The organism is Rhodococcus gordoniae (assembly GCF_001646655.1).
Taxonomy (GTDB): domain Bacteria; phylum Actinomycetota; class Actinomycetes; order Mycobacteriales; family Mycobacteriaceae; genus Rhodococcus; species Rhodococcus gordoniae.
This window is the reverse complement of record NZ_LPZN01000050.1, coordinates 137157-161078: the sequence shown is the minus strand read 5'-3', so window position 1 is coordinate 161078 and position 23922 is coordinate 137157. Positions and strand designations below refer to the sequence as shown.

The 23922-nt window shown below is 70.0% G+C and carries 21 protein-coding genes; 20 read left to right on the top strand and 1 reads right to left on the bottom strand.

The genetic code is table 11. The annotated features are described in order from the left end of the window. Positions 1-49 precede the first annotated feature (49 nt). The 9 genes from carA to A8G18_RS18055 all read left to right on the top strand — a co-directional run bounded on the left by carA (position 50) and on the right by A8G18_RS18055 (position 11825). Entirely contained in the window at positions 50-1231 is a 1182-nt protein-coding gene (gene carA / locus A8G18_RS18095; protein ID WP_064064928.1) for a glutamine-hydrolyzing carbamoyl-phosphate synthase small subunit, read from the top strand. Beyond that, positions 1232-4576: a carbamoyl-phosphate synthase large subunit gene (gene carB, locus A8G18_RS18090; protein WP_064064927.1), complete on the top strand. Its 3345-nt coding sequence runs from the start codon at positions 1232-1234 to the stop codon at positions 4574-4576. Beyond that, positions 4573-5415, top strand: coding sequence for an orotidine-5'-phosphate decarboxylase (pyrF, locus tag A8G18_RS18085; protein ID WP_064064926.1), 843 nt, complete (start codon positions 4573-4575; stop codon positions 5413-5415). The genes carB and pyrF overlap by 4 nt, the downstream gene beginning before the upstream one ends. Before the next feature lie 430 nt (positions 5416-5845). After that, positions 5846-6166, top strand: a complete 321-nt coding sequence (gene mihF / locus A8G18_RS18080) for an integration host factor, actinobacterial type (RefSeq protein WP_006551450.1) — start codon at positions 5846-5848, stop codon at positions 6164-6166. Between the two features lie 64 nt (positions 6167-6230). Next, positions 6231-6782: a guanylate kinase gene (gene gmk, locus A8G18_RS18075; protein ID WP_016934195.1), complete on the top strand. Its 552-nt coding sequence runs from the start codon at positions 6231-6233 to the stop codon at positions 6780-6782. Positions 6783-6839: 57 nt separating this feature from the next. After that, positions 6840-7160 (top strand): DNA-directed RNA polymerase subunit omega, encoded by a 321-nt coding sequence (rpoZ, locus tag A8G18_RS18070; protein WP_371053292.1) that lies wholly within the window; start codon positions 6840-6842, stop codon positions 7158-7160. Continuing rightward, positions 7157-8440 (top strand): bifunctional phosphopantothenoylcysteine decarboxylase/phosphopantothenate--cysteine ligase CoaBC, encoded by a 1284-nt coding sequence (coaBC, locus tag A8G18_RS18065; RefSeq protein ID WP_064064925.1) that lies wholly within the window; start codon positions 7157-7159, stop codon positions 8438-8440. The genes rpoZ and coaBC overlap by 4 nt, the downstream gene beginning before the upstream one ends. 134 nt (positions 8441-8574) lie before the next feature. Beyond that, positions 8575-9789 (top strand): methionine adenosyltransferase, encoded by a 1215-nt coding sequence (metK, locus tag A8G18_RS18060; protein ID WP_016934198.1) that lies wholly within the window; start codon positions 8575-8577, stop codon positions 9787-9789. Between the two features lie 17 nt (positions 9790-9806). Beyond that, positions 9807-11825, top strand: a complete 2019-nt coding sequence (locus tag A8G18_RS18055) for a primosomal protein N' (protein WP_064064924.1) — start codon at positions 9807-9809, stop codon at positions 11823-11825. Positions 11826-11866: 41 nt separating this feature from the next. Here A8G18_RS18055 and A8G18_RS18050 read toward each other — a convergent pair whose 3' ends face one another. Beyond that, entirely contained in the window at positions 11867-12199 is a 333-nt protein-coding gene (locus A8G18_RS18050) for a hemerythrin domain-containing protein (RefSeq protein WP_064064923.1), read from the bottom strand. 170 nt (positions 12200-12369) lie between these two features. Between A8G18_RS18050 and A8G18_RS18045 the strand changes: the two genes are divergently transcribed. From A8G18_RS18045 to uvrC, 11 genes are all read left to right on the top strand, one after another. After that, positions 12370-13380: an esterase/lipase family protein gene (locus tag A8G18_RS18045; RefSeq protein ID WP_064064922.1), complete on the top strand. Its 1011-nt coding sequence runs from the start codon at positions 12370-12372 to the stop codon at positions 13378-13380. Between the two features lie 159 nt (positions 13381-13539). After that, a complete protein-coding gene (fmt, locus tag A8G18_RS18040; RefSeq protein ID WP_064064921.1) occupies positions 13540-14463 on the top strand; it encodes a methionyl-tRNA formyltransferase in 924 nt (307 codons plus the stop codon). Further along, complete coding sequence (locus A8G18_RS18035) at positions 14460-15941, top strand: RsmB/NOP family class I SAM-dependent RNA methyltransferase (RefSeq protein WP_064064920.1); 1482 nt, start codon at positions 14460-14462, stop codon at positions 15939-15941. The genes fmt and A8G18_RS18035 overlap by 4 nt, the downstream gene beginning before the upstream one ends. Positions 15942-16018: 77 nt before the next feature. Further along, positions 16019-16948 carry a 1-phosphofructokinase family hexose kinase gene (locus A8G18_RS18030; protein ID WP_064064919.1) on the top strand — a complete coding sequence of 310 codons (930 nt, stop codon included), beginning with the start codon at positions 16019-16021 and terminating at the stop codon, positions 16946-16948. A 140-nt stretch (positions 16949-17088) separates the two neighbouring features. Further along, complete coding sequence (rpe, locus tag A8G18_RS18025; protein ID WP_064064918.1) at positions 17089-17772, top strand: ribulose-phosphate 3-epimerase; 684 nt, start codon at positions 17089-17091, stop codon at positions 17770-17772. Next, complete coding sequence (gene ribD / locus A8G18_RS18020; RefSeq protein WP_064064917.1) at positions 17769-18788, top strand: bifunctional diaminohydroxyphosphoribosylaminopyrimidine deaminase/5-amino-6-(5-phosphoribosylamino)uracil reductase RibD; 1020 nt, start codon at positions 17769-17771, stop codon at positions 18786-18788. The genes rpe and ribD overlap by 4 nt, the downstream gene beginning before the upstream one ends. Before the next feature lie 39 nt (positions 18789-18827). Continuing rightward, a complete protein-coding gene (locus A8G18_RS18015; RefSeq protein ID WP_016934885.1) occupies positions 18828-19433 on the top strand; it encodes a riboflavin synthase in 606 nt (201 codons plus the stop codon). 74 nt (positions 19434-19507) lie between these two features. Next, a complete protein-coding gene (locus tag A8G18_RS18010) occupies positions 19508-20758 on the top strand; it encodes a bifunctional 3,4-dihydroxy-2-butanone-4-phosphate synthase/GTP cyclohydrolase II (protein ID WP_064064916.1) in 1251 nt (416 codons plus the stop codon). Then, positions 20758-21240, top strand: a complete 483-nt coding sequence (gene ribH / locus A8G18_RS18005) for a 6,7-dimethyl-8-ribityllumazine synthase (protein ID WP_064064915.1) — start codon at positions 20758-20760, stop codon at positions 21238-21240. Before A8G18_RS18010 ends, ribH begins: the two co-directional genes overlap by 1 nt. Continuing rightward, complete coding sequence (locus tag A8G18_RS18000) at positions 21237-21737, top strand: PH domain-containing protein (RefSeq protein ID WP_172506040.1); 501 nt, start codon at positions 21237-21239, stop codon at positions 21735-21737. The genes ribH and A8G18_RS18000 overlap by 4 nt, the downstream gene beginning before the upstream one ends. Before the next feature lie 9 nt (positions 21738-21746). Then, positions 21747-23915, top strand: coding sequence for an excinuclease ABC subunit UvrC (gene uvrC / locus A8G18_RS17995; protein ID WP_064064914.1), 2169 nt, complete (start codon positions 21747-21749; stop codon positions 23913-23915). Positions 23916-23922 lie beyond the last annotated feature (7 nt).

Genomic DNA, 23922 nt, shown 5'->3' with positions numbered 1-23922 from the left:
CAGCCCGCGCGGCCGGCTCTGGTGCGGTCGATAAGAACGGAGACAACGCATGAGCGGCAGAACATTCGGCGGCGGCACCGCGGTGCTGGTCCTCGAGGACGGACGTGCCTTCCGCGGCACCACTTTCGGCGCGGTCGGCCAGACGCTCGGCGAGGCCGTGTTCACCACGGCAATGACCGGCTACCAGGAAACCCTCACCGATCCGAGCTACCACCGCCAGATCGTGGTTGCCACCGCACCGCAGATCGGCAACACCGGCTGGAACGACGAGGACAACGAATCGGTCGGCCCCGACGGCAACGCGGCCGACTCGAAGATCTGGGTGGCCGGCTACGTGGTGCGCGACCCGTCGCGCACCACCTCGAGCTGGCGCGCCACCGGTTCCCTGCAGGACGAACTCGAACGGCAGAAGGTCGTCGGGATCGCGGGCATCGACACCCGCGCGCTGGTACGGCACCTGCGCACCCTCGGCTCGATGCGCGCGGGAATCTTCTCGGGCGACGCACTCGCCTGGAACGGCGACGACCTCGACATCGACGCCCTCCTCGACCGCGTCAAGGCGCAGCCTCCGATGCTCGGCGCGAATCTCGCACGTGAGGTCACGACCACCAGCGGCTACGTCGTCGAACCCGAGGGTGAGGCGCGCTTCGACGTCGCGGCCCTCGACCTGGGGATCAAGAGCAACACCCCGCGACTGCTGGCTGCGCGCGGGATCCGCGTGCACGTGCTCCCCGCCACCACGACCCTGCACGACATCCTCGACCTGAAGGCCGACGGCGTGTTCCTGTCCAACGGTCCCGGTGATCCCGCGGCGGTCGGCGACGTGGTGCACCTGACGAAGGAGATCCTCGGCCAGGGGCTGCCGTTGTTCGGTATCTGCTTCGGCAACCAGATCCTCGGTCGCGCGCTCGGCCTGAACACCTACAAGATGAAGTTCGGCCACCGCGGCCTGAACATCCCGGTCATCGACCACGAGACCGGGCAGATCGCGATCACCTCCCAGAACCACGGCTTCGCGCTCGAAGGTGAGGCCGGCCAGGAGTTCGACACCCCGTTCGGGCGCGCGAAGGTCACCCACACCTGCGCCAACGACGGTGTCGTCGAGGGCGTCCGACTGCTCGACGGTTCGGCGTTCTCCGTGCAGTACCACCCCGAGGCGGCGGCCGGTCCCCACGACGCCGTCGACCTGTTCGATCGTTTCACCCGCCTGCTCGAGGGAGAGAAGAACTAAATGCCACGCCGTACCGATCTCTCCCACGTCCTGGTCATCGGGTCCGGCCCGATCGTCATCGGGCAGGCCTGCGAGTTCGACTACTCGGGCACCCAGGCGTGCCGGGTGCTCCGCGAGGAGGGCCTGCGGGTCTCCCTCGTGAACTCGAACCCGGCCACGATCATGACCGACCCCGAGTTCGCCGATGCGACCTACATCGAGCCGATCACCGCCGACTACGTCGAGAAGGTCATCGCGACCGAACAGGCCAACGGCACGCCCATCGACGCGGTGCTCGCGACCCTCGGCGGCCAGACCGCACTCAACACCGCCGTCGCGCTGTCCGAGCGCGGCATCCTCGACAAGTACGGCGTCGAACTCATCGGCGCCGACTTCGACGCCATCCAGCGCGGCGAGGACCGGCAGAAGTTCAAGGACATCGTCACCAAGTGCGGCGGCGAATCCGCTCGCTCGGCCGTCTGCTACACGATGGACGAGGTCCGTGCGACCGTCGCCGAACTCGGCTTCCCCGTCGTGGTGCGGCCGTCCTTCACCATGGGCGGCCTCGGCTCCGGCATGGCCTACGACGACGCCGACCTCGAGCGCATCGCCGGCGGTGGCCTCGCGGCCTCGCCCACCGCGAACGTGCTCATCGAGGAATCCATCCTCGGCTGGAAGGAATACGAGCTCGAACTCATGCGCGACGGTGCCGACAACGTCGTCATCGTCTGCTCGATCGAGAACGTCGACCCGGTCGGTGTGCACACCGGCGACTCGGTGACCGTCGCCCCCGCGATGACGCTCACCGACCGCGAGTACCAGCAGATGCGCGACCTCTCGATCGCCATCCTGCGCGAGGTCGGTGTCGACACCGGCGGCTGCAACATCCAGTTCGCGATGGATCCGCGCGACGGCCGGCTCGTCGTCATCGAGATGAACCCGCGCGTGTCGCGGTCGTCGGCGCTCGCGTCGAAGGCCACCGGCTACCCGATCGCGAAGATGGCCGCCAAGCTCGCCATCGGCTACACCCTCGACGAGATCGTCAACGACATCACCAAGGAAACGCCGGCCTGCTTCGAACCGAGCCTCGACTACGTCGTGGTCAAGGCCCCGCGGTTCGCGTTCGAGAAGTTCCCCGGTGCCGACGGCACTCTCACCACCACCATGAAGTCGGTCGGTGAGGCCATGTCGATCGGCCGCAACTTCACCGAGGCCTTCGGCAAGGTGCTGCGCTCGCTCGAGACCAAGTCCGCCGGTTTCTGGACCGGCCCCGAGGTCGAGGGCACGCTCGAGGAGATCCTCGAAGAGATCCGCACTCCCACGGACGGCCGGTTCTACCGGATCGCCCGGGCGCTCGAGCTCGGCGCGACCGTCGAGCAGCTCTTCGACGCCACGAAGATCGACCCGTGGTTCCTCGAGCAGTTCGCGTACATCGTCGAGCTGGGCGAGGACGTCCGCACGGCCGAGCAGTTCGGTGCCACCGAGCTGCGCTACGCGAAGCACCACGGTTTCTCCGACCGGCAGATCGCGGCGCTGCGCCCGGCGCAGTTCGCCTCCGAGGACGATGTCCGTGCCCTCCGTCAGGAGCTGGGCGTCCACCCGGTCTACAAGACCGTGGACACCTGCGCGGCCGAGTTCGAGGCGAAGACGCCGTACCACTACTCGACCTACGAGCTCGACCCCGCGGCCGAGACCGAGGTCGTCGAGCAGCGCGACAAGCCCAAGGTGCTCATCCTCGGTTCCGGCCCGAACCGCATCGGACAGGGCATCGAGTTCGACTACTCGTGCGTCCACGCCGCGCTGACGCTGTCGGAGGCCGGTTACGAGACCGTGATGGTCAACTGCAACCCCGAGACGGTCTCGACCGACTACGACACCGCCGATCGCCTGTACTTCGAGCCGCTGACCTTCGAGGACGTCCTCGAGGTCTACCGCGCCGAGTGCGAGTCCGGCACGGTCGCCGGCGTCATCGTCCAGCTCGGCGGTCAGACCCCGCTCGGCCTGGCGCGCCGCCTGAAGGCCGCAGGCGTGCCGATCGTCGGTACCTCGCCCGAGGCGATCGACCTCGCGGAGGATCGCGGCGAGTTCGGTCGCGTGCTCGACGAGGCCGAGCTGCCGGCCGCGAAGTACGGCACCGCCACCACCTTCGAGGGTGCGCGCGAGATCGCCGCGGGCATCGGCTACCCGGTGCTGGTGCGCCCGTCCTACGTCCTCGGCGGTCGCGGTATGGAGATCGTGTACGACGAGAAGGCGCTCGAGACGTACATCTCCAATGCGACCGAGATCTCCGACGACCGCCCGGTGCTCGTCGACCGTTTCCTCGACGATGCGGTCGAGATCGACGTCGACGCGTTGTGCGACGGCACCGACGTGTACATCGGCGGGATCATGGAGCACATCGAGGAGGCCGGGATCCACTCCGGCGACTCGGCCTGCGCGCTGCCGCCGATCACGCTCGGCCGTGCCGACATGGAGAACGTGCGTCGTTCGACGGCGGCGCTCGCGAAGGGCATCGGCGTCAAGGGCCTGCTCAACGTCCAGTACGCGCTCAAGGACGACATCCTGTACGTCCTCGAGGCGAACCCCCGCGCCTCGCGCACGGTGCCGTTCGTCTCCAAGGCCACGGCGGTGCAGCTCGCCAAGGCCTGTGCTCGGGTGATGCTCGGCGAGTCCATCGCGGATCTGCGCGCCGCGGGCATCCTCCCGGCGGAGGGCGACGGCAGCGACGTCCCGCTCGACGCGCCGGTCGCGGTGAAGGAAGCGGTGCTGCCGTTCAACCGGTTCCGGCGTGCCGACGGCACGGGCATCGACACCCTGCTCAGCCCGGAGATGAAGTCCACCGGTGAGGTCATGGGCCTCGACGACGACTTCGGTACCGCGTTCGCGAAGAGCCAGACCGCGGCCTACGGCTCCCTGCCCACCTCGGGCACGGTCTTCGTCTCGCTCGCGAACAAGGACAAGCGGTCGATGATCTTCCCGGTCAAGCACCTTGCCGATCTGGGCTTCCACATCATGGCCACCGTCGGCACGGCAGAAGTGCTGCGCCGCAACGGTGTTCCCTGCGAGCAGGTCTACAAGGTCTCGGGCGAGGACAAGCCCGAGGGCGCGCTCGACATCGTCAATCGCATCCGCGCCGGCGACGTCGACATGGTCATCAACACCCCCTGGGGCAATGCCGGTCCGCGCGTGGACGGCTACGAGATCCGCAGCGCGGCGGTCGCCGCGAACATCCCGTGCGTCACCACGGTGCAGGGTGCCTCCGCCGCGGTGCAGGGCATCGAGGCGGCACTGCGCGGTGAGATCGGCGTGAGCTCGATCCAGCGGATGCACGCGCGACTGCGCGGCGCACCCGCCGAACGGGCGTGACGCCCTTCGGGCAGCGACTCGCGGACGCCCTCGGGCGCCGCGGGCCGCTGTGTGTGGGCATCGATCCGCACCCGGGGCTCCTCGCCGCATGGGGTCTCGGCGACGACGTGGACGGTCTGTCCCGGTTCAGCGAACTGTGCGTCGAGGCGTTCGGCGATACCGTCGCGGTCGTCAAGCCCCAGGTGGCGTTCTTCGAGGCATACGGCTCCGCCGGCCTCGCGGTGCTCGAACGCACCATCGCCGGGCTGGGGGAGACGGGCGTGCTCGTGCTCGCCGATGCCAAGCGCGGCGACATCGGTTCCACGATGGACGCCTACGCCCGGACCTGGCTGTCGGACGACTCGCCGCTGCGTTCGGACGCCGTGACCGTCTCCCCGTATCTGGGCTTCGGTTCGCTCGCCCCTGCGCTGGATCTGGCGGCCGGGACGGGCCGCGGGGTATTCGTGCTCGCGGCCACCTCCAATCCCGAAGGTGCTCAGGTCCAGCGGGCCCGGGTCGCCGACGGGCGCACCGTGGCGCAGGTCGTGGTGGACGAGTGCGCCGCCCGCAACTGCGCCGACGCGAGCGGCGGAGCGGCAGAGCTCGGATCCGTGGGTGTGGTGGTCGGAGCGACCCTCACCGAGGCGCCCGACCTGTCCGCCCTCCACGGGCCCATCCTGATGCCCGGAGTGGGCGCCCAGGGCGGCACCGCCGACGACGTGCGCCGACTCGTGGGCGACCACCTGCGGGCCGTCGTGCCCAACGTCTCACGGGACGTGCTGCGGGCAGGTCCGTCCGTCGCGGGGCTGCGGGCCGCCGTCGCCCGCACGTTGGACGGCTTCGCCTTCCTGACGGACTGAGACGTTCGACTCTCGTGCCCGGATCGCCACGCGCGGTCCGGGCACGAGTCGTACATACCGCTGGTATGCACTCTGACCTGCGCTCGGAGCGGCGCGACACGCGGAATGGGAAGAAAAATTTCTCGGGCCGCCGAAGTGCCCGAACGTCCGGTCGCCGATCCCGTGAGCCGCTCGGCGCGCTGCGGACCTCTCCGGCGCCCCGGATACCCACTCACCTGCAGTTTTCCCTCATTTGGGCAGGTCGCGGCGATGCGCGGACGCGCACCGGAGGGCGCGGAATCCGCTGCGGAATCGGCGTGCACTACCGCACGGATTTTCGAGCGGAACGCCGGGGGGTGGGTTCGCATTCGTCGGTGGTCGTGAGTACGGTCGCTATCGCCGCTGGTTGCAGCGGTGAAGACTCGAAAGCCAACGATGAGACGGAGGAACCGTGGCCCTTCCCCAGCTGACCGATGAGCAGCGCGCCGCTGCTCTGGAGAAGGCGGCTGCTGCCCGTCGTGCCCGGGCTGAGCTCAAGGAGCGCCTCAAGCGCGGCGGCACCGACCTCAAGCAGGTGCTCAAGGACGCCGAGAACGACGAGATCCTCGGCAAGATGAAGGTGTCGGCTCTGCTCGAGGCCCTGCCGAAGGTCGGCAAGGTCAAGGCGCAGGAGATCATGACCGAGCTGGAGATCGCCCCGACCCGCCGTCTGCGCGGCCTCGGCGACCGTCAGCGCAAAGCCCTGCTCGCCAGGTTCGATTTCGACGCCTGAGCACGTGGTAGCTGACGCACGAACCGTGACGGACAGCGTGCCCGCAACGCGGAGGGGCCGGCTGGTGGTACTGGCCGGGCCCTCCGCGGTGGGTAAGTCGACCGTCGTACGCCTGCTGCGGAGCCGGATCCCGGATCTGCACTTCAGTGTCTCGGCCACCACCCGGGACCCGCGACCGGGCGAGGTGGACGGGGTGGATTACCACTTCGTCGGCCGCGCCGAGTTCGACCGGATGATCGACGCCGGTGAACTGCTCGAATGGGCCGACATCCACGGCGGTCTGCAGCGTTCGGGCACGCCGGCCGAGCCGGTGCGCGACGCACTCGCCGAGGGACATCCGGTGCTCGTGGAGGTCGACCTCGCGGGAGCACGGGCCGTCCGCGCCGCGATGCCGGACGCAGTACTGGCCTTTCTCGCCCCGCCCAGTTGGGAGGTGCTCGTCGAGCGCCTCACCGGCCGAGGCACCGAAACCGACGAGGTCGTCGCTCGCAGGCTCGATACCGCCCGCAGCGAACTGGCCGCGCAGGACGAGTTCGATGTCGTGATCGTCAACGACGACGTCGACCGGGCCTGCGATGAATTGGTATCCTTGTTGGTCGGACCCGGAGCCGACTGACCGTCCGCGCCTCGTGCGCGTCCGGCCGCCGGTTTCGGTGCCCCCTTATTCCGCGACATCTCAGGAGAACACCGAGTGAGCAGCATCCAGGCAGCCGCGACCGACCTTGAGGGCAACGCCCTCCCGGTCTACGACACCCCCTCGGGTATCACCAACCCGCCTATCGACGAGCTGCTCGAGCGCGCCTCCTCGAAGTACGCGCTGGTGATCTACGCCGCCAAGCGGGCACGCCAGATCAACGATTACTACAACCAGCTCGGCGACGGCATCCTCGAGTACGTCGGCCCCCTCGTGGAGCCGGGCCTGCAGGAGAAGCCGCTGTCGATCGCCATGCGCGAGATCCACTCGGATCTGCTCGAGCACACCGAAGGCGAGTGAACAACCCCGCTTCGAGCGGCGAGGCCGGATCCGTGCAGCGCCGCCGCATCGTCGTCGGTGTCGCCGGCGGCATCGCCGCCTACAAGTCCTGCGCACTGATCCGCGCGTTCACCGAGAGCGGCCACCACGTGCGGGTCGTCCCGACGGAGTCCGCCCTCGAATTCGTCGGCCGCGCCACCTTCGAGGCGTTGTCCGGCAACCCCGTCGAGACCGGTGTATTCGCCGACGTGCCGCAGGTTCCGCACGTGCGGCTCGGTCAGGAGGCCGACCTCGTCGTCATCGCGCCGGCGACCGCCGACCTGATGGCCCGGGCGGTCGCAGGTCGCGCCGACGACCTGCTCACGGCGACCTTGCTCACCGCGCGGTGCCCGGTGATGTTCGTGCCCGCGATGCACACCGAGATGTGGGAGCATCCCGCCACCGTCGACAACGTCGCGACCCTGCGCCGCCGCGGGGCGGTGGTCGTGGAACCCGCGTCCGGCCGGCTCACCGGCAAGGACACCGGAGCCGGGCGGATGCCCGAACCCGACGAGATCTTCACTTTGGCCGCGTTGCTGCTCGAACGCGCCGACGCGCTGCCTCGCGACCTGGCAGGACGCCGCGTCGTCGTGTCCGCCGGTGGCACCCGCGAGCCCCTCGATCCGGTGCGCTTCCTCGGCAACCGGTCGTCCGGCAAGCAGGGCTACGCACTCGCACGTCTCGCCGCGCAACGCGGCGCCGACGTGACCCTCGTCGCCGGCAGTGTCGCAGGTCTCGACGACCCGGCCGCGGTCGACGTCGTCCGGGTGCAGACGGCCGCGCAGATGCAGGACGCCGTCGCCAAGCACGCCTCCGGCGCCGACGCTGTGATCATGTCCGCGGCCGTGGCCGATTTCCGGCCGTCCACCTTCGCGATCAGCAAGATCAAGAAGGGGAAGGGCGAACCCGACTCCATCGCGCTGACGAAGAACGACGACATCCTCGCCGGGCTCGTCCGGGCACGCACCGAAGGGGGCCTCTCCGCGGAGACGGTCATCGTCGGGTTCGCGGCGGAGACCGGCGACGAGCACGGTGACGTGCTCACCTACGCCCGGGAGAAGCTCGCCCGCAAGGGATGCGATCTTCTCGTCGTCAACGCCGTCGGAGAAGGCAAGGCGTTCGAGGTCGACGACAACAACGGCTGGTTGCTGTCCGCGGACGGTTCGGAAACCGCCCTCGCTCACGGATCGAAGGCCCTCATGGCCAGCCGCGTACTCGACGCGCTCGGACCTCTGCTGGCGGAACGCAGCAGAATCGGGTGATTTCAATACTCGCGTCGACGCCTGCGGAGCAGTAGCGTCGGCACTGCGATCGGGTCGTTGCGGCCCGTTCGAGGAGCGCACGCTCCACACGGTTTGTCCGTCCAGCGCCTGGCGCATAGTCGAGAGGGAGTTTCGTGGCCAAGACCGGCGGTCGTCTTTTCACCAGTGAGTCCGTGACGGAAGGACATCCGGACAAGATCTGTGACGCGATCAGCGACTCGGTTCTCGACGCGCTCCTCACCGAGGATCCTCGTGCCCGGGTAGCGGTGGAGACTCTCGTGACCACGGGGCAGGTGCACGTGGTGGGTGAGGTCACCACCTCCGCATACGCCGACATCCCCAAGATCGTGCGCGATTGCGTGCTCGAGATCGGCTACGACTCGTCGTCGAAGGGCTTCGACGGCAACTCCTGCGGCGTCAACATCGCCATCGGCGCCCAGTCCCCGGAGATCGCCGGTGGCGTCGACGTCGCCCTCGAAGCGCGCAGCGGTGTGCTCACCGACGACGAGGTCGCGCTGCAGGGCGCCGGCGACCAGGGACTGATGTTCGGATACGCGTGCTCCGATACGCCCGAGCTGATGCCGCTGCCGATCTCCCTCGCCCACCGCCTGTCCCGGCGCCTCACGGAGGTCCGTAAGTCCGCGGTCCTGCCGTACCTGCGCCCCGACGGCAAGACCCAGGTCACCATCGAGTACGACGGCGACAAGCCCGTCCGCCTCGACACGATCGTCATCTCGACGCAGCACGCCGCCGACATCGACCTGAACAACCTGCTCACGCCGGATCTGCGCACCCACGTCGTCGACGCGGTGCTCGCCGACCCCAATCTGGCCGATCTCGACACCGCCGACGTGCGTCTGCTGGTCAACCCGTCCGGATCGTTCGTCCTCGGCGGTCCCATGGGTGATGCCGGCCTGACCGGACGCAAGATCATCGTCGACACCTACGGTGGTATGGCGCGTCACGGTGGCGGCGCGTTCTCCGGCAAGGATCCGTCGAAGGTCGACCGTTCGGCCGCCTACGCGATGCGCTGGGTCGCCAAGACCGCCGTCGCCGCCGGCCTCGCCGAGCGCATCGAGGTGCAGGTCGCCTATGCGATCGGCAAGGCCGCTCCGGTCGGTCTGTTCGTCGAGACCTTCGGTACCGAGAAGACCGACCCGGCCCGCATCCAGCAGGCGATCGGCGAGGTCTTCGACCTGCGTCCGGGCGCGATCATCCGCGACCTCGACCTGCTGCGCCCGATCTACGCGCAGACCGCTGCGTACGGTCACTTCGGCCGTACCGACATCGACCTGCCGTGGGAGAACACCGACCGCGCCGACAAGCTGCGCGCGGCCGCCGGTCTGTAGATTCCGATCGGGCCCGGGTGGCTGCCGATTTCGACGCCGCCGAGGTCGATCCGGTCGCGCGGGTTCTCCCGCTGCTGCCGGTTCCGCACCTCGACCGGGAGTTCGACTACCTGATCCCGCGCGACCTGGACGCGGACGCCCGCCCGGGCGTCCGCGTCCGCGTCCGCTTCGCCGGACGCCTCGTCGACGGTTTCCTGCTCGCGCGCGCCGCGTCGAGCGATCACACCGGCAAGCTGGGCCGCCTCGACCGGGTGGTCTCGTCCGAGCAGGTCCTCACGCCCGAGATCGCCGCTCTGGCGGAGGAAGTTGCGACCCGCTATGCGGGGACCCGGGCCGATGTGCTGCGTCTCGCAGTGCCGCCGCGACACGCACGCGTCGAGGCCGAGGATCCCCGCACACCGCACTCCCCGTCGGTTCCGGAAATCGATCACGGGGCATGGGGCCGGTACCGGCACGGCGAGAACTTCCTCGAAGCGCTCGGTGGCGGCCGTGCCCCGCGCGCGGCGTGGCAGGCGCTGCCCGGTGAGGACTGGCCCCGTCGGCTCGCCGAACTCGCCGCGCTGACCCTGGCCTCGGGAAAGGCGGCCGTGCTCGTCGTCCCCGACCAGCGCGACCTCGACCGCCTCGTGTCGGCGTGCGCCGACGTCGCCGGGGCCGACCACGTCGTCGGCCTCGCCGCCGGTCTCGGGCCGGCCGAACGCTATCGACGTTGGCTCGCGGCATTGAGAGGCTCCGCGCGGATCGTCGTCGGGACCCGTGCCGCGGTGTTCGCGCCGACACCCGATCTCGGGCTTCTCGTGGTGTGGGACGACGGCGACGACCTGCACTGTGAGCCGCGGTCGCCGTATCCGCACGCCCGCGAAGTGGCCGCCCTGCGCGCCCACGCGGTCGGTGCCGCGATCGTGATCGCCGGGCACGCGCGCACCGCGGAGACCCAGGCACTCGTCGACGCCGGATGGGCGCACGACCTCGTGGCGCCCCGTGACGTCGTGAGGGCGTGCGCTCCCAAGGTCACAGCCCTCGCCGACAGCGACCAGGCACTCGCGCGGGACCCGGCCGCGCGTGCCGCGAGGCTGCCGGCCATCGCGTTCGCCGCCGCGCGGTCCGCTCTCGCGTCGGAGCGCCCGGTCCTCGTGCAGGTACCACGGCGCGGTTACGTGCCCGCGTTGGCGTGCGGCAAGTGCCGGGCACCCGCTCGGTGCCGGCACTGCAACGGTCCGCTCGCGCTGCCCACCGCGGCCGGGCCCGACGGAGCCGCGATCCCGGCGTGCCGGTGGTGCGGTGTCGCCGACGCGCGGCACCGGTGCCACGCGTGCGGTGCACGTTCGTTGCGGGCTGTGGTCGTCGGGGCGGCTCGCACCGCAGAGGAACTGGGACGCGCCTTTCCCGGTGTGCCCGTCGTGACCTCCGGCGGAAACGAGGTCAAACACGCGGTGCCCGGTTCGGCGGCGCTCGTCGTCGCCACCGTGGGAGCCGAACCGGTCGCCGAGGGCGGTTACGGGGCGGCGCTGCTCCTCGACGGGTGGGCGTTGCTCGGTAGAGCCGATCTGCGTGCCGCCGAGGAGACGCTGCGGCGCTGGCTCACGGCGTCGGCCCTCGTGCGCTCGGTCGCGGAGGGGGGACAGGTCGTGGTCGTCGCGGATTCCGGGATCCCCACCGTGCAGGCACTCGTGCGCTGGGATCCCGTGGGGCATGCCCGATCCGAGGTCTCCGAACGAGCCGAGGTCGGGTTCCCTCCCGCGGTCCACATGGCCGCGATCGACGGGTCGTCGGCGGCGGTCGCCGAACTGCTCGGGGCCACACACCTGCCCGAGGGAGCCGAAGTACTCGGACCCGTACCGCTACCGCCGGGCCAGCGACTGCCGTTCGGATCCGACGGGCCCGAACCGGAGGACGTGCACCGGATGATCGTGCGGGTCGCACGGGAGCGCGGTCGCGCACTCGGTCGGTCCCTGCGCGACGCGCAGGCCACCCGCACGGCACGTCGCGCGGACGGGCCACTGCGGGTCCAGGTGGATCCGCCGCGTATCGGCTGATCCGGCCACGGGAGGATCTCTCCGGCTCCTCGCCTCGCGCCTCACGCCGCTTTCGGAATCGGTTGCGAAGGAATGGATGCGGCTTCGGAACCCTTCCACAGCGCTGCGAACTCGTCGTCCCACGCCCGCCACTGCGCATCGGTGATGCTGTCCGAGACCAGCGGCATCATCTCCCGTTCCTCGAGTTCGAGGTGGGGGAGCAGAACCTCGGACAGCCGGGACAGAGCGGCCCCGAGCGCCTCTCCGGAACCCGGACGGTCGGAGCGGAGATCGAGGGCGGCGGCCTCGACGGCCGAGATCGCCGGTTCGATCGTGTGGTGGTCGGTGTTCATCCTGTCCGCGAGTGGGCCGGCATCGGAGTTGCATCGCAGCACGAGCGGATACCACCTCGATACGAAGGAGGTCGCGGCGCAGGGCCGAGTACGCAGAAACGACAGCGACACACCGTGCGGGAGATACCATTCGTCACAGTAGCGAAGCTGGTGATTGTGACCGATCTCTTTCGTAAGTGCCGGGAAGGCGCGCAGAGGGAGAGGACGGACGAATGAGAACCGGGCGGAATGTCGGCGGTGTCGTCGGCGTATGCGTCGCCGCGATGCTCACTGTCGGTACGGCGGCGGCGCAGCCGATCTCGCCCGGGGACGGGCCGATACTCGGTCTCGGTGAGGGTTCCGGCAGCAGCGTGCCGGTCCCGGCGGGACCGGTGGCCACCGGCCACGCCGAAGCAGCCGAGTATGCCGAGAACAATCCCGACGTCGCGCCGGCGGGCAGTAACGACTTCTCGTGTGTGCCGTCCGAGGAGCATCCCCGCCCGGTGGTGCTCGCGCACGGCACCGATTCCGACGCGTACTCCGACTTCGCTGCGCTCTCACCGCTGCTCGCCGCATCGGGCTGGTGCGTGTTTGCACTGAACTACGGTCTCGCCGACGGCGCCGACGACTACGGCACGGGTGACATCCGGGTCTCCGCAGCACAGTTCGGCGACTTCGTCACCGAGGTACAGGGCGCCACCGGTGCGGAGGAGGTGGACGTCGTCGGTTATTCGCAGGGAGCCACCGTCGCCCGGTACTACATCAACGAACTCGGTGGCGCCGAGGTCGTCGACCGATGGGTCGGAATGGCGTCACCCACCTACGGGGGCACCTTCTACGGAATCGGTGCGGCCGTCGCCACGCTGCCCGGAGCGACAGACATCGTCGAGGGCGAATTCTCCGTCGCGCTCGTGCAGCAACTCGAGGGATCGGAACTGCTCACCGAACTCAACACGCCCACCGACACCGTTGCCGGCGTGCGGTACACGACCATCGGAACCGAGGTCGACGAGGTCATCCAGCCCGCCGGCAACGTCGCACTGCGCGGGGAAGGCGCGACCAACTACGTCATCCAGGAGCTGTGCCCGCAGGATCTGACCGGTCACTTCAACATGGTCTACGACTCGTTCTCGCTGCAGCTCGCCCGGCACGTGCTCGATCCCGATCGGTACGCGCTCGGTGAATGCAACCCCGTCGCGCTCGGTACCGGCATCCCCGAACTGATCCTCCAGTCCAACACCTGACCGTGACGAGAGCCCGCACGGCGCGGTGATGCGGGTCGCACGGCACCGACTCCCTAGACTGTGGGAGGTCATCGCCGTCGAGAACTGGAGCAGCACCCGTGACATCCCCGCACAGTCCACACGCAGCGCACCCCACGTCCTCCCCGGTGGTGCTCTGACATGCGCGTGGTCTTCGCGGGAACACCGGAACCCGCCGTCCCGTCGTTGCTCCGCCTCATCGAGTCGTCGCGCCACGACGTCGTCGCGGTGGTCACCCGCCCCGACACGACCGCCGGTCGCGGCCGGAAGGTCGTGCGATCGGCCGTGGGGCAGCTCGCCGACGAGCACGGCATCGAGGTGCTCACTCCGCGCACGCCGCACGACCCCGAGTTCGTCGCTCGACTGACCGAGCTCGCACCCGACTGCTGCCCCGTGGTCGCCTACGGCGCCCTGATCCCGCAGCAGGTCCTGGACATCCCTGCTCACGGATGGGTGAACCTGCACTTCTCGTTGCTGCCCGCCTGGCGTGGCGCAGCACCGGTGCAGGCGGCGATCGCCGCCGGTGACGAGATCACCGGTGCAAGCACCTTCCGGCTCGAAGCCGGACTCGACACCGGGCCGGTCTACGGCGTCGTCACGGAGACGGTCCGTCCCACCGACACCGCCGGAGACCTGCTCGGCCGACTCGCGGAAGCGGGAGCCACGCTGCTCGAGTCCACCCTCGACGGACTCGAGGACGGCATCCTCACGCCCGCTCCCCAGCCGGCCGACGGTATCTCGCACGCTCCGAAGGTCACCGTCGAGGCGGCCCAGGTGCAGTGGACCCTGCCCGCGCACGTCGTCGACCGTGGGATCCGCGCGGTCACCCCGGCTCCGGGCGCGTGGACGATGATCGGCGACCTGCGAGTGAAGATCGGACCTGTGACGGTGACCGACGAGTCCCTCGAACCCGGTGAGCTCGAGATCCGCAAGGACGGTGTGCTCGTCGGTACCGCTACCGCGGCGGTGCGACTCGGGACGGTGCAGCCGCCCGGAAAGAAGGCGATGGCAGCCACGGACTGGGCGCGCGGCGCCCGTCTCGACCCGAAGGTGCGTGCGCGATGAGCGAGTCCGGTAGGCCCCCGCGGGGCAAGCGCGATCCGGGGGGACGCACTCCCGCCGGGCGCGGTGGGCGCAACAGCGGAGGGAAGCCGGGTCGCACCCCGGCGTCCGAGCACACCCGCCGCCCGCCGAAGCCGCACTCCGACCCCGCCCGCGTCGCCGCGCGGGACGTGCTGCGCGCGGTGCGCGAACGCGACGCGTACGCGAATCTCGTTCTGCCGTCGTTGCTGCGCGAGCGGCACCTCGATGCGCGCGACGCCGCCCTGGCCACCGAACTCACCTACGGCGCGGCCCGCGCACGGGGTCTGCTGGACGCGGTGATCGCCGACGCCGCCAACCGTCCCGTCGACGAGATCGACGGCGCGCTGCTCGACGTGTTGCGGCTGGGCGCCTACCAGCTGCTGCGCACACGCGTCGCGCCGCATGCCGCCGTCGCCACGAGCGTCGACCTGGTGCGAGCGGAATTCGGTTCCGGCCGAGCCGGATTCGTCAACGCCGTGTTGCGTCGTGTGGGGGAGCGGTCCGAGGACGAGTGGGTCGCACTGCTCGCCCCCGACCGGGAACGGGACCCGGTGGGGCACTTGGCGTTCCGGTACGCCCACCCCCTGTGGATCGCGCAGGCGTTCGCCCACGCGCTCGGCGCGGACGCCTCCGAGCTCGCCGACGTCCTCGCCGCCGACGACGCGCGCCCGATCGTCCATCTGGTCGCCCGGCCCGGTGTCATCACCGCCGAAGAACTCGCACTCGTCACCGGCGGTGAGATCGGTCCGTGGTCGCCGTACGCGGTGCATCTCGACCACGGCGATCCCGGCCGACTCGAACCGGTCAGGGAAGGAATGGCCGCCGTCCAGGACGAGGGAAGCCAGCTCGTCGCCCGCGCCCTCACCCTCGCGCCTCTCGAGGGAGAGGATCGGGGCCGCTGGCTCGACCTGTGCGCGGGACCGGGCGGAAAAGCGGCGCTGCTCGGCGCCATCGCGGCGATCGACGGATTCGCCGTCGACGCCGTCGAACCGGTCGAGCACCGTGCCGAACTGGTCCGCAAGACCGCCCGCGACCTGCCGGTAACCGTGCATGTCGCCGACGGCCGCGACCCGGGCCTCGAACCGGGATACGACCGCATCCTCGTCGACGCTCCCTGCACGGGTCTCGGTGCTCTGCGGCGGCGTCCCGAGGCGCGATGGCGGAGGCAACCGGGCGACGTCGCCGAACTCGTGCGGCTGCAGAAGGAACTGCTCGCGTCGGCGATCGGGCTGTTGCGTCCCGGCGGCGTGGTGCTCTACTCCACGTGCTCACCGCACGTGTCCGAGACGGTCGCCGTCGTGTCCGACGCGGTGCGCCGCCACGGCGTCGAGCAACTCGACACACGCGAACTCGTCCCCGGCGTGCCGGGGATCGGGGAGGGGCCGGGAGTCCAGCTGTGGCCGCACCGGCACGGCACCGACGCCATGTTCATGGCGGCGCTGCGTAGACCCGAGCACTGACCGAGGGGAGTCGCACTCCCGGACCGGTCGGGCGGAAGCCCCGCGCGCCGGCCCGCCGGTCCGAATAGGGTTCGGTCATGCCCGAGATCGTCACCTTGACCATGAACCCGGCGCTCGACGTCACGACCTTCACGGACGCGGTGGTGCCCACCCGCAAGCTCCGCTGTGACGAGCCGTTCTACGACGCCGGTGGAGGCGGAGTGAACGTCGCGAAGGTCGCGCGCGTGCTCGGTGCCTCGGCCGCCGCCGTCTATCCGGCCGGCGGTGCGCGGGGCGAGCAGATGAGCGGTCTGCTCGACGACGACGGCGTCGAGGAGCACATCGTCCCCATCGCGGGGTCCACCCGCGAGTGCTTCACGGCGATCGACCGCAGGAGCGGTCAGGAATATCGCTTCGTCACGCCCGGCCCCGAGCTGACGAGTGAGGAGCAGGAGCGTTGTCTGGCGACGCTCGAGAAGGTCGCCGAAGGTGCGAAGTACGTGGTGGCGAGTGGCAGCTTCCCGCCCGGAGTCCCCGGAACCTTCGTGCGCCGCATCGCCGCGGCTGCCCGGGAAGCCGGCGCCCGCTTCGTCCTCGACTCGTCGGGTGATGCGCTGACCAGCATCGATTCGGGGGTCTTCCTCGTCAAACCGAGCCTGGACGAGCTGTGCGAGTGGACCGGGCGGGAGCTGGACACCGGCGACGAGCAGATCGCGGCCGCACGGGCGCTCGTCACCGCCGGTGTCACGGAGATCGTCGTCGTCTCGCTCGGCGCGGACGGCGCGATCATGGTGACCGCCGACGAGGCCGTGCGGGTACCGGCTCTGGCGGCCAAAGTGCGCAGTGCCGTCGGAGCCGGTGACAGCATGGTCGCAGGTCTCGTCGTGGGGCTGCTGCAAGCACGGTCGCTGCGCGACGCACTGGCACTCGGGATCGCCTGCGGTACGGCCGCTCTCCTCACCGCGGGTAGTCAGGTCTGCCGCCGCGAGGACATCGACCGCTTCGACGCCCTCGCTCGCGCGGTCTGACCTCGCGCGGTCCGAGCACCGCCGTTCACGGTGGACGCGCGCGGATCCCGGGTGCGGGCATTCCCGGGGTGTGCGGCTACGGGCTGTGTGGTCCGATGCAGGTCCGACCCGGTGGAGAGCGCCGACTAGACTCGTCGGTTGTGGCCCACCCGATGATCGCTCCGTCCATCCTGTCCGCGGATTTCGCTCGTCTCGCCGACGAGGCGCAGGCCGTCGCCGGTGCCGACTGGCTCCACGTCGACGTCATGGACGCTCATTTCGTTCCGAACCTCACGCTCGGTCTCCCGGTCGTCGAGTCGCTGCTGAAGGCGACCGACATCCCGCTCGACTGTCACCTGATGATCGAGAATCCCGGCCGGTGGGCGCCGCCCTACGCCGAAGCGGGTGCGCACAACGTCACCTTCCACGCCGAGGCCACCGACGATCCGGTCGCAGTGGCCCGCGACATCCGCGCAGCCGGCGGCAAGGCCGGGTTGTCGGTCAAGCCCGGTACCCCCATCGGGCCCTATCTCGAGATCCTGAAGGAATTCGACACGCTGCTCGTGATGAGCGTCGAACCGGGCTTCGGTGGTCAATCCTTCATTCCCGACGTCCTCGACAAGGCCCGTCAGGTCCGTCGTCTCGTCGATTCGGGCGAGCTCCGCCTGCTCGTGGAGATCGACGGAGGCATCAACGCCGACACCATCGAAGCCGCCGCCGAAGCGGGTGTGGACTGCTTCGTCGCCGGGTCTGCGGTCTACGGTGCCGCCGATCCCGGCGAGGCGGTCCGCAAGTTGCGGGCGCAGGCCGGGGCTTCGTCCCCGCACCTGACGCTCGCGCCGTGACCGCGCCCGAGATCGCCGAAGCCCTCCAGTTCGCGCTCGACGCCTCCGAGGCCGTGCGGGGCACGACCAGCCCCAACCCGCCGGTCGGTGCGGTGATCCTCGACGCGGACGGCGCGGTGGCGGGTATCGGTGCCACCGCACCGCCCGGCGGCCCGCACGCCGAGGTGCGAGCACTCGTGGCAGCGGGGGAGCGTGCCCGGGGCGGTACCGCGGTGGTCACTCTCGAGCCGTGCAATCACACCGGCCGCACCGGACCGTGCGCACAGGCTCTCGTCGATGCGGGGATCGCCACTGTCTACTACTCGGTCGCCGACCCGAATCCCGTCGCCGGCGGGGGAGCCGACACCCTCCGCGCCGCGGGCGTCACCGTGCATCCCGGTCTCGGTGCCGAAGCCGTCACCCGCGGACCGCTGCGGGCATGGCTGCATCGGCAACGTACCGGCCGGCCGCACGTGACGTGGAAGTACGCCGCGTCGATGGACGGCCGCAGCGCGGCCGCCGATGGCACGAGCAAGTGGATCTCCGGCCCCGAATCGCGGGCACGAGTGCACGACCAGCGCAGTCGGCTCGACGCCATCATCGTCGGCACCGGCACCGTGCTCGCCGACGATCCCTGGCTCACCGCCCGCCTGCCCGACGGGGAACTCGCACCCCACCAGCCCCTGCGGGTGGTCGTCGGTATGCGTGAGATCCCAACCTCCGCACGGGTTCTCGACGACTCTGCACCGACGCTGGTGCTACGCACCCATGACCTCGGTGCGGTACTCGCCGCGCTCGACGACCGGCCCGACGTGCTGGTCGAGGGCGGACCCCGACTCGCAGGTGCGTTCCTCGCGGCGGGGTGCGTCGACCGCGTCCAGGCGTACCTGGCGCCCGTCGTGCTCGGAGCCGGCGAGGCCGCCGTCGAGGACGCAGGCGTGGGCACGATCGCGGACGCGCTACGGTTCCGCCGGGAACGCGTCGAGACGGTCGGCTCGGACATTCTGTTGACCCTCGTCCCGGACCGGGACAACTGAATCGGACCCGGTCACGGATCGGGAGCTAAGGAGCGGAACATGTTCACGGGCATCGTCGAGGAACTCGGTGAGATCGTGGCGAAGGAGAGCCTCGCCGACGCGGCGCGCTTCACCGTGCGCGGACCGTTGGTCACCTCCGACGCCAAGCACGGCGATTCGATCGCGGTCAACGGGGTGTGCCTGACGGTCGTCGACGTCCTCGACGGAGACTCCTTCACCGCCGATGTGATGCAGGAGACGCTCGACCGTTCGTCGCTCGGGCAGCTCACGCTCGGCAGCTCCGTCAACCTCGAACGTGCCGCGGCTCTGAACAGCCGGCTCGGCGGTCACCTGGTGCAGGGCCACGTCGACGCCACGGGCGCCGTCGTCTCCCGCACGCCCTCGGAGAACTGGACGGTCGTGCGCATCTCCCTCCCGGCCGAGATCTCCCGCTACGTCGTCGAAAAGGGCTCGATCACCGTCGACGGTGTCTCGCTGACGGTCTCGGATCTCGGTGGGGAACCGGGTGGCGAGTGGTTCGAGATCTCGCTCATCCCCACCACCCTGTCGCTGACCACCCTCGGCACCGCCGAACCGGGCACCCTGGTCAATCTCGAGGTCGACGTGATCGCCAAGTACGTGGAGCGCCTGCAGAACGCGCGTTGAGGCGTCGTAGTGTGGAGATCGACAATGGACGCGGAGCACGAGTCGTCCGGATACGAGAGTTGGAGTCCAGGGAAGTGACGAGGTTCGACACCATCGAGCGCGCGGTCGCCGATATCGCCGCCGGTAAGGCGGTCGTCGTGGTCGACGACGAGGACCGTGAAAACGAGGGCGACCTCATCTTCGCCGCAGAGAAGGCGACGCCCGAACTCGTGGCGTTCATGGTCCGCTACACGTCCGGGTACCTGTGCGTGCCCCTGGACGGGGAGGACTGCGACCGTCTCGGGCTTCCTCCCATGTACAGCGTCAACCAGGACAAGCACGGCACCGCCTACACGGTCACCGTCGACGCGAAGGAAGGCATCGGCACGGGCATCTCCGCGTCCGACCGCGCCGCCACCATGCGACTGCTCGCCGACCCGAACACCACCGCCCAGGACTTCACACGTCCCGGCCACGTGGTGCCGCTGCGGGCCAAGGAGGGCGGCGTCCTGCGCCGGCCCGGCCACACCGAGGCGGCCGTCGACCTCGCCCGCATGGCCGACCTGCGACCGGCCGGCGTCATCTGCGAGATCGTCTCGCAGAAGGACGAAGGCGAGATGGCCCGCACCGCCGAGCTGCGGGTCTTCGCCGACGAACATGAGCTCGCCCTGATCTCGATCGCCGATCTCATCGCGTGGCGCCGTAAGCACGAGAAGCACGTCGTGCGTGTCGCGGAGGCCCGCATCCCCACCCGGTACGGCGATTTCACGGCCGTCGGCTACCAGAGCATCTACGACGAGGTCGAACACGTCGCGCTCGTCCGCGGCGACATCGCCGGTCCGGACGGCGACGGCTCCGACGTGCTCGTACGCGTGCACTCCGAATGCCTCACCGGCGACGTCTTCGGGTCGCTGCGCTGCGACTGCGGTCCGCAGCTCGACGCCGCCCTCGAGATGGTCGCCGAGGAAGGCCGTGGCGTCGTCCTCTACATGCGCGGCCACGAGGGGCGCGGCATCGGCCTGATGCACAAGCTGCAGGCCTACCAGCTGCAGGACTCCGGCTCCGACACCGTCGACGCCAACCTCCAGCTCGGCCTGCCCGCCGACGCTCGCGATTACGGCATCGGTGCGCAGATCCTCGTCGATCTCGGCATCTCGTCGATGCGGTTGCTGACCAACAACCCGGCCAAGCGTGTCGGTCTCGACGGCTACGGCCTGCAGATCACCGAACGTGTCCCGATGCCGCTGCGCGCGAACCGCGAGAACATCTCGTACCTGCGCACCAAGCGCGATCGCATGGGCCACGACCTGATCGGTCTCGACGAGTTCGACGAGGGAGACGCCTGATGAGCGGCGAGGGCCTGCCCGACCTGCAGCTCGCCGACGCCGCGGGCCTGAGCCTCGCGATCGTCGCCGGTCGCTGGCACACCGAGATCTCCGACGCGCTCATCGCCGGCGCCCAACGGGTCGCCGAGCAGGCAGGCGTCACCGACGTCACGCTCGAGCGCGTTGCGGGAGCCATCGAGCTCCCCGTCGTCGCACAGCAGTTGGCGCGCACCCACGACGCGGTCGTCGCGCTCGGCGTGGTGATCCGCGGCGGCACACCGCACTTCGAGTACGTGTGCGACGCCGTGACCTACGGCCTGACCCGGATCGCGCTCGACGAGGGCACCCCCGTGGGCAACGGTGTTCTCACCACCGACACCGAACAGCAGGCCCGCGACCGCGCCGGTCTGCCCGGCTCCGCGGAGGACAAGGGCGGACAGGCCTGTGCGGCCGCGCTCGACACCGCCGTGACGCTGCAGCGGCTGCGGAAGGTGGCGCGTTGACCCGCGAAGAGACCGGCCGGGATCTGGAAGTACGCCCGCAGAAGATGCGGCGCTGGGTCGTCGTGGCGGCCGTCGTCGTCCTTGCCGCGCACATCTTCGCGGCGCTGGTACTCCGCGGGGGCGGCGACACCGGGGTGAACCTGCGGTTCGTCGACCAGATCGCGATCCTCGCCATCGGCATCATGCTCACCGGGGGCGTCCTCTTGTTCACCCGGCCGCGGTTGCGTGCCGGGGCGGAGGGAGTATCCGTCCGCAACGTCGTGGCCGAACGACACATCCCGTGGACCGACGTGCGTGGGTTGTTCTTCGACCACGGGGCGCCCTGGGCGCGCCTCGAACTGCCGTTCGACGAGTACGTGCCCGTCGTCGCCATCCAGGCGCGCGACGGGGAACTCGCCGTGAACGCACTCGAGCGTTTCCGCGAACTCGAGTCCTATTACACCGGCGGAGCCGTCAGGCGCGACGACGACGGGGGAGCCGTCAGGGGCGACGACTAGCCTGGACCTGTGCCCGACCCCTCGACATATCGCCCCGCCCCCGGCTCCGTTCCCACGGAGCCGGGGGTCTACAAGTTCCGCGATCCGCACGGCCGGGTCGTCTACGTCGGCAAGGCGAAGAACCTTCGCTCCCGTCTGAACTCGTACTTCGCCGACATCGCCTCGTTGCATCCGCGCACCCGTCAGATGGTGACCACCGCGGGCCGGGTCGAGTGGACGGTGGTGCGCACCGAGGTCGAGGCACTCCAGCTCGAGTACAACTGGATCAAGGAGTTCGACCCGCGCTTCAACGTCCGCTACCGCGACGACAAGACCTATCCGATGCTCGCGGTCACGTTGAACGAGGAATATCCCCGGCTGTTCGTCTACCGCGGGCCGCGCCGTAAGGGCGTGCGCTATTTCGGCCCCTACTCGCACGCCTGGGCGATCCGCGAGACCCTCGATCTGCTGTTGCGGGTGTTCCCGTCGCGCACGTGCTCGGCCGGGGTCTTCAAGCGGCACGCGCAGATCGGCCGTCCGTGCCTGCTCGGCTACATCGACAAGTGCTCCGCGCCCTGCGTCGGGCGCGTGTCCGCCGAGGAGCACCGTCGCATCGTCGAGGACTTCTGCGACTTCCTCGCCGGACGCACCGACAAACTGGTACGCGACGTCGAGAAGCGGATGCAGGCCGCGGCGGAGGAACTCGACTTCGAGACCGCCGCCCGCCTGCGCGACGACCTCGGTGCGCTGCGCAAGGCCCTCGAGAAGCAGGCGGTCGTGCTCGGCGACGGCACCGACGCCGACCTCGTGGCCTTCGCAGGCGACGACCTCGAGGTGGCCGTGCAGGTCTTCCACGTGCGTGGCGGGCGCGTGCGCGGTCAGCGTGGCTGGGTCGTCGAGAAGTCCGGTGACGTGCTCGATCGTCCCGAGGACCGCGACGTCGAGGGCGTCGAGGCTGTCGAGGGAACGGACGACGCCGAAGAGCTCTCCCTGCTCGTCGAGCAGTTCCTCACCCAGTTCTACGGTGAGGAGGCCGCGCTCGACAGCGGCGACACCGACGCGACCAGCGCCGTGCCGCGCGAGGTGCTCGTCCCCGCTCTGCCGCCGGATCCGGACGAGATGAGCCGCTGGCTCGGGCGCCTGCGGGGTGGTCCCGTGCGTCTGCGCATCCCGCAGCGCGGCGACAAGAAGGCCCTGGCCGACACGGTCGAGCGCAACGCCAAGGAAGCCCTCGCCCAGCACAAGCTGCGGCGCGCCGGCGACTTCAATGCTCGCTCGGCGGCCTTGCAGGGCATCCAGGACGCCCTCGACCTCGACTCGGCTCCGCTGCGCATCGAATGTGTCGACATCAGCCACGTGCAAGGCACCGATGTCGTCGCCTCGCTGGTGGTGTTCGAGGACGGGTTGCCGCGCAAGTCCGACTACCGGCACTACGCGATCAAGGAGGCGGCCGGAGACGGGCGCAGCGACGACGTCGCCTCGATCGCGGAGGTGACGCGTCGACGCTTCCTCCGTCACAACCGCGACGTGGCGCGACAGACGGATGCGGCCGAACCTGCGTCCGACGACGGCAACGGCGGGGATCTCGCGCCCGAGGCAGCACTGGACCCGGCGACGGGCCGCCCCCGGCGGTTCGCCTATCCGCCGAACCTGTTCGTCGTCGACGGTGGTGCACCGCAGGTCGCGGCCGCGGCGGAGGTCCTCGACGAACTCGGCATCACCGATGTCGCCGTCGTCGGACTCGCGAAGCGTCTCGAAGAGGTGTGGGTGCCGGGAGAGGAGGATCCGGTGATCCTTCCGCGCACCAGCGAGTCGCTGTTCCTGCTGCAGCGCATCCGCGACGAAGCGCACCGTTTCGCCATCGGCTACCACCGGAGCAAGCGGTCCAAGCGGATGACGGCATCCGCCCTCGACGGGGTTCGTGGCCTCGGCGACACCCGGCGCAAGGCCCTGGTCACCCATTTCGGGTCCGTTGCACGGTTGCGGGAGGCGAGCGTCGAGGAGATCACCGCGGTACCCGGCATCGGGCAGGCCACCGCGCGTGCCGTGCTCGAAGCGCTGCGGGACGACACGCCGCCACCGGCCGCACCACGGCAGGACGGTACCGACGCGCCGGCGGTCGCGGATGCGGGCGACACGCCGGTAGGCGATGATGGCTCCGTCGGCGTGTCGGGTGTACGAGCGGAGTCGGAACAGTGACCGAAGT